Source organism: Acinetobacter sp. UBA2063 (genome assembly GCF_002333245.1).
Classification (GTDB): Bacteria; Pseudomonadota; Gammaproteobacteria; order Pseudomonadales; family Moraxellaceae; genus Acinetobacter; species Acinetobacter parvus.
This window is the reverse complement of record NZ_DDAH01000218.1, coordinates 1-5,158: the sequence shown is the minus strand read 5'-3', so window position 1 is coordinate 5,158 and position 5,158 is coordinate 1. Positions and strand designations below refer to the sequence as shown.

Sequence of the window (5,158 nt, the reverse complement as noted above, 5' to 3'; positions counted from 1 at the left end):
ATATTTGTTTGGAACAAGAATATCCTCTTACACTTAACCTAAGAGAAGGGTATGACCATAGCTATTACTTCATTGCGAGCTTTATAGAGAAACATATAGAGTTTCACAGCAAATTCCTAGCAAAATAACTTTCATAGATATGAGGATGTACAATGTTGTTCTTGAATGCTTCTTGAGCAATATTTTTTGATTCAAATGTTAATGGTATTAACTTGAATAAATTCATAGCATTATGCCGAAATAAAAAAATCAGATTTTGGCTCAGCTATGGGAATTTTTTTAACTTTTATACAACAAAACTTTCTGACATGCATCCATTAGCAATGTCAGAATCGTTTTAATTCTAATCAATTGTGAGTTTTAGTCATGCTTAAAACAGCTTTATATGTCCGCCTTGAAGCTAAACCGGGTAAAGAAGACGAAGTGGAAGCTTTCCTTAAAGGCGGTTTACCTATTGTCATGGAAGAACCTGCGACAGTTGCGTGGTTTGGCCTACGTCTTGGACCTACAACATTTGGTATTTTTGATGCATTTCCTGATGAGGCGGGTCGCCAAGCACATTTATCTGGCAAGGTTGCAGCTGCTTTGATGGCTCAGGCCGAAGAGCTATTTTCAGAGCCACCGTCAATTGAAAAAGTAGATGTTTTGGCGAGTAAACTACCAGCTTAAACCGACGCTTAAATGTATGAGTGTGCTGCCTGAAATTTTGAATGAAAGGCAGCACTTCAACCCTGTGAGGTTTGTCAGAGGCTTTTTATTCAAGTTGGGCTACTTTATTTAATGGCTTAATCTCACCATTTACATGGGTCAATATCCAAAACAGAGTAAATAAACGAATGCACCCAGGTACACGCTTTATATTGAACCAATCTTTCTAATTTAGTGTCGCATTTGTACATCTGCTAAACCGTGCCAATCTACTTTTAAAATATTTAATCATCGCTATTTTGTATGAGCCATTCACTGTTTTAGCCAATGCGTTCACGACCATGTCAATAGTCATACGTGTTGATTCTTTCGATCCAACAATCGCTCGTGAAAATACGTCAATAATAAAAGTGGTATAGAACAAGCCTGAATTTGTTTAACCATCACTAAAATCGCCAAGCTGAGATAATTTTTATAAAAATAGACGACTGGTCTATTTTATGTATAGTTAGCACATGGTGCAGTCAAAAGCCGCATTATTTTCCGTGCTTGATCCGAATAAAACCTTTAGCTTGCCGACGCGCCAGTTAGCAAATGGCGTGGTCGATGCATTTGTTCATGTCATGGAACAGTACTTAACTTACCCTGTCAATGCACAAGTACAAGATCGTTTTGCCGAATGTTTATTGCAAACTCTGATTGAGATTGGACCGAAAATCTTGGAAGATTCAGCAGATTATGACACGCGTGCGAATTTGATGTGGGCTGCTAGCATGGCACTGAATGGGCTGATTGGAGCTGGTGTACCACAAGATTGGTCAACCCATTTGATTGGACATGAGCTTACGGCTTTATATGGTATTGATCATGCTCGTACCTTGGCCATTGTGTTGCCTGCCAATTTACAAGTGTGTCGTCAAGAGAAGCGAGAAAAATTACTACAGTATGCAGCTCGAGTCTGGCAGATTGTCGAAGGTGATGAAGAACAACGTATTGATACTGCTATTGCTCGTACTCGAGCCTTCTTTGAGCAACTTGGATTGCCGACTCGTCTTAGCGATTATGAACTGGGGGAGACAGATATTGAGATCATCATTACGCAACTTAAATCACACAATCTGACACAGCTAGGCGAACATAAAAATGTTTCATTAGAGATCAGTCGCCAAATTCTCGAGACGAGCATCTAAGCTAAATGCGCGTATCTGGCATGCTCTGACCCTGTAACAATGCTCCTCAATCCTGAAAATTATCGGAGAAATAACATGAAAATTTTAATCGTTTTAACCTCACATGATCAACTTGGCAATACTGGTAAGAAAACAGGTTTCTGGCTAGAGGAACTTGCTGCACCGTATTACACCTTTATTGACTCTGGTGCTGAAGTTACGCTGGCGTCGCCTCAAGGTGGGCAGCCACCACTAGATCCGAAAAGTAATTTAGCCGATGCACAAACTGAAACCACTCATCGTTTTGAAGCAGATCCAACTGCAATGCAAGCATTGGCACAGACGCATAAACTGAGCGAAATTTCTGTAGCTGATTATGATGCAGTGTTTTATCCAGGGGGGCATGGACCATTATGGGATTTAGCAGAAGATCCGATTTCAATTTCTCTGATTGAACAGGCGATTCAATCTGGCAAACCTGTTGCAGCAGTCTGTCATGCCCCAGGTGTTCTTCGACATGTGAAAGCGAGTAATGGGGCACCTTTAGTCAGCGGTAAATCTGTGACGGGTTTCACCAATACTGAGGAGGCTGCTGTAGGTTTGACTGAAATTGTACCATTTTTAGTCGAAGACATGCTTAAACAAAACGGTGGTCATTATTCTAAAGTGGATGATTGGCAAGTACATGTTCAAGTAGATGGCTTGCTGGTTACTGGACAAAATCCAGCATCTTCTGCTGCAACTGCTACAGCATTACTCCAATTGTTGAAATAAAGAGTAGCGAGTGTCTGTTGTGGTGCTTAGCAGTGAATAAACTTCTGACTCTGAGCAACTGGCGCAATAAGCAAAATAACCCTCACTTAATGGTGACAGGCCTGAGTGAATAGCTTTTATTCGAGCTAGTCGAAAGTGGGTGAAGTATCTCAATTATCAATTGCAGAAGCTGATTGGGAAATGCGTAAGTCCTCGATATCTTGTTAAATCGACACGTTTAAAAAACGGCTAATCACTTGTTTGAGCTGTTTTAAATAGCCCGTAAAGAAGTGGTTTGCGCCAGGCAAGATGGTAATCGGATGCTTTTGTGGCTTTGCCCAGGCAATCATATCTGAAAGCAGGGTAATATCGTCCTGTTCCCCATGAACAAATAAAATATCCCCGTCAATTGCTGGAGTGGTGTAATGACGCAACTCGATCACTGAACCTGTGGGTAATCCACATAAAACCAGTTGTTTCGGACGTAGTTCTTGGCTGAGTTGCGCCTGACATTTTGCCAGTACATGCGAACCAAAACTAAAGCCACCTGCGTAGAATGTTAAGCCAGCATGTTTTTCACGGGCATATTCAATCACAGTCAGAATATCATCCGTTTCACCATGACCTTGATCATGTGTACCCTCGCTGCCACCCAGACCCCGAAAACTTGGACGATAGACCACACAACCCATTTCATTAAAAATCTGAGCCAGCAACACAGGAACCTTATGATGTGGTGTACCACCTTGTAAAGGATGAGGATGGCACACCACCGCAAAACCTGTCACTTCACCTTTAGGTTGATCGACAAATATTTCGATTTGACCAACAGGACCTTGAATGAATATTTGCTCAGACATAAGACATGGTATGGATAATGGAAGAATCCACTATTTTACCGATAAAACTTAGCGAGAACACGAATTGGCATTAAAAATTATCAACTGTTATAGTTTAGGGAATTTAGATTCACTTTGATTGATTATGCTTGCCTTAATTTCTCCAGCAAAAACTTTAGATTACGAAACAGCTTTACCAACAGATACTTATACTCAACCTCGTTTATTGGATCAATCTCAACAATTAATTGACGTGTGCCGCAAACTTTCGGCAACTGAAATTGCTTCTCTGATGACAGTTAGTGAGAAAATTGCAAATTTAAACCTTGGGCGTTTCCGTGACTGGAATGCAGATTTTAATTTTTCCAATGCCCGTCAGGCGATGTTTGCATTTAAGGGGGATGTCTATACAGGTTTGGATGCTTATGATCTCGATGATCAGGAAATCGACTTCGCCCAACAGCATTTGCGGATGTTGTCAGGTCTTTATGGTTTGTTGCGTCCTTTGGACTTGATGATGCCATACCGTCTGGAAATGGGCACAAAACTAAAAAATCCTAGAGGCGATAATTTGTATCAATTTTGGGGCGATACGCTTGCCAATCTCATCAATCAACGCATGGCAGAAAATAAACACAAAGTTTTGGTAAACTTGGCTTCCAACGAATACTTCAAGGCGGTTAATCCCAAAAAAATCAGCGCGGATATTATCACGCCCCGTTTTGAAGACGGCAAAGATGGTCAATATAAAGTGGTAAGTTTCTATGCCAAAAAGGCGCGCGGGTTGATGGTGCGTTTTGCGGCTGAAAATCAGCTGACAACCGCGCAACAGTTAAAAGACTTTAACTTGGAAGGCTATCAGTTTGTTGAAAATGCTTCAAGCACAACCGAGTATGTTTTTAGACGGGATAATGATTAACTGCGCCGCCATTTAACGCAAAATATTCGCCCATAAATCCACACTCNNCCTGTATGAGTTTTGGGGTGATATTATTACCGATCAGATCAATCAGGACTTGGCAAATATTGATGCGAAAGTATTGGTAAATTTAGCCTCTGACGAATATTATAAATCTGTAAATGAAAAGAAAATTCAGGTGGAGATTATCAAACCTGTGTTCCTGGATCAAAAGAATGGAAAATATAAAGTCATTAGCTTCTATGCGAAAAAAGCAAGAGGTCTAATGGCACGATATATCATTAAAAACAAACTGAGTCAGGTAGAGCAGCTCAAAGCATTTAATAGTGATGGCTATTATTTTGATACTGAAAGTTCATCAGAAAAAGAACTGGTCTTTAAGCGGGATGAATAATAAGTAAATCAATAATTTTTAAAGGTGTTATCGATGCAGCAATATATACCAGCCCTAGAAAAATCATGGTTTGAGTTGCATCAACACTATCATTTTTCTGAACCACAGAAACTATTGAATAAACTCATCGCTGCCTATAGCGAAAAACAACGGGCTTATCATACCATTCAGCATTTATATGAATGTCTTATTTTACTTGAATTGGTTAAACCCTATTTATGTTTGGGTTGAACCAGAACTTTATGCAGTGAAGAGAAAAGAAGTTTTGCAGCATTTTTATCAAACAGAACCGCTTTATCAGACGGAATATTTTCAACAGAATTTTGAGTTACAAGCAAAGCAGAATTTAAATAGGGTGCAATGATAATTGCACCTTTTTATCCAAATAGCCGTAACACCTCGCCCTTCAGGGTGGGGATATAAGGCTGCAATCCGC

4 protein-coding genes and 4 pseudogenes are annotated in these 5,158 nt (G+C 40.1%); 6 read left to right on the top strand and 2 right to left on the bottom strand.

Annotated features, from left to right (window positions below; all coding sequences use genetic code 11):
• Window positions 1-366: 366 nt before the first annotated feature.
• The gene (locus B4H32_RS10405) at window positions 367-669 is read left to right on the top strand and encodes a putative quinol monooxygenase (protein ID WP_004679538.1); all 303 of its coding nucleotides are present in this window, start codon (window positions 367-369) and stop codon (window positions 667-669) included.
• A gap of 85 nt (window positions 670-754) precedes the next feature.
• On the opposite strand, the pseudogene B4H32_RS12865 reads toward B4H32_RS10405, so the two are convergent.
• Window positions 755-1,084: pseudogene (locus B4H32_RS12865) on the bottom strand (IS3 family transposase); the annotation flags it as partial.
• Between the two features lie 103 nt (window positions 1,085-1,187).
• On the opposite strand from B4H32_RS12865, the pseudogene B4H32_RS10395 reads away from it, so the two are divergent.
• Together B4H32_RS10395 and B4H32_RS10390 are read left to right on the top strand one after the other, a co-directional pair.
• Window positions 1,188-1,838, top strand: a pseudogene (locus B4H32_RS10395) (iron-containing alcohol dehydrogenase); the annotation flags it as partial.
• Window positions 1,839-1,913: 75 nt separating this feature from the next.
• The gene (locus B4H32_RS10390) at window positions 1,914-2,591 is read left to right on the top strand and encodes a type 1 glutamine amidotransferase domain-containing protein (RefSeq protein WP_286802907.1); all 678 of its coding nucleotides are present in this window, start codon (window positions 1,914-1,916) and stop codon (window positions 2,589-2,591) included.
• A 203-nt stretch (window positions 2,592-2,794) separates the two neighbouring features.
• Here the strand turns inward: B4H32_RS10390 and B4H32_RS10385 are convergent, their stop codons facing one another.
• Window positions 2,795-3,430: an alpha/beta hydrolase gene (locus tag B4H32_RS10385; protein WP_004757906.1), complete on the bottom strand. Its 636-nt coding sequence runs from the start codon at window positions 3,428-3,430 to the stop codon at window positions 2,795-2,797.
• A gap of 124 nt (window positions 3,431-3,554) precedes the next feature.
• Here B4H32_RS10385 and yaaA point away from each other — a divergent pair, with 124 nt between their 5' ends.
• From yaaA to B4H32_RS10370, 3 genes and pseudogenes are all read left to right on the top strand, one after another.
• Window positions 3,555-4,328 (top strand): peroxide stress protein YaaA, encoded by a 774-nt coding sequence (gene yaaA, locus B4H32_RS10380; RefSeq protein WP_286802900.1) that lies wholly within the window; start codon window positions 3,555-3,557, stop codon window positions 4,326-4,328.
• A 49-nt stretch (window positions 4,329-4,377) separates the two neighbouring features.
• Window positions 4,378-4,722: pseudogene (locus B4H32_RS10375) on the top strand (YaaA family protein); the annotation flags it as partial.
• A gap of 33 nt (window positions 4,723-4,755) precedes the next feature.
• Window positions 4,756-5,086, top strand: a pseudogene (locus B4H32_RS10370) (hypothetical protein).
• Window positions 5,087-5,158 lie beyond the last annotated feature (72 nt).

What these genes read in the sequence shown, in the direction of transcription:
- B4H32_RS10405 (WP_004679538.1), top strand. Translation starts at nt 367, where the DNA reads ATGCTTAAAACAGCTTTATATGTCCGCCTTGAAGCTAAACCGGGTAAA.
- B4H32_RS10390 (WP_286802907.1), top strand. Translation starts at nt 1,914, where the DNA reads ATGAAAATTTTAATCGTTTTAACCTCACATGATCAACTTGGCAATACT.
- B4H32_RS10385 (WP_004757906.1), bottom strand. Translation starts at nt 3,430, where the DNA reads ATGTCTGAGCAAATATTCATTCAAGGTCCTGTTGGTCAAATCGAAATA.
- yaaA (WP_286802900.1), top strand. Translation starts at nt 3,555, where the DNA reads ATGCTTGCCTTAATTTCTCCAGCAAAAACTTTAGATTACGAAACAGCT.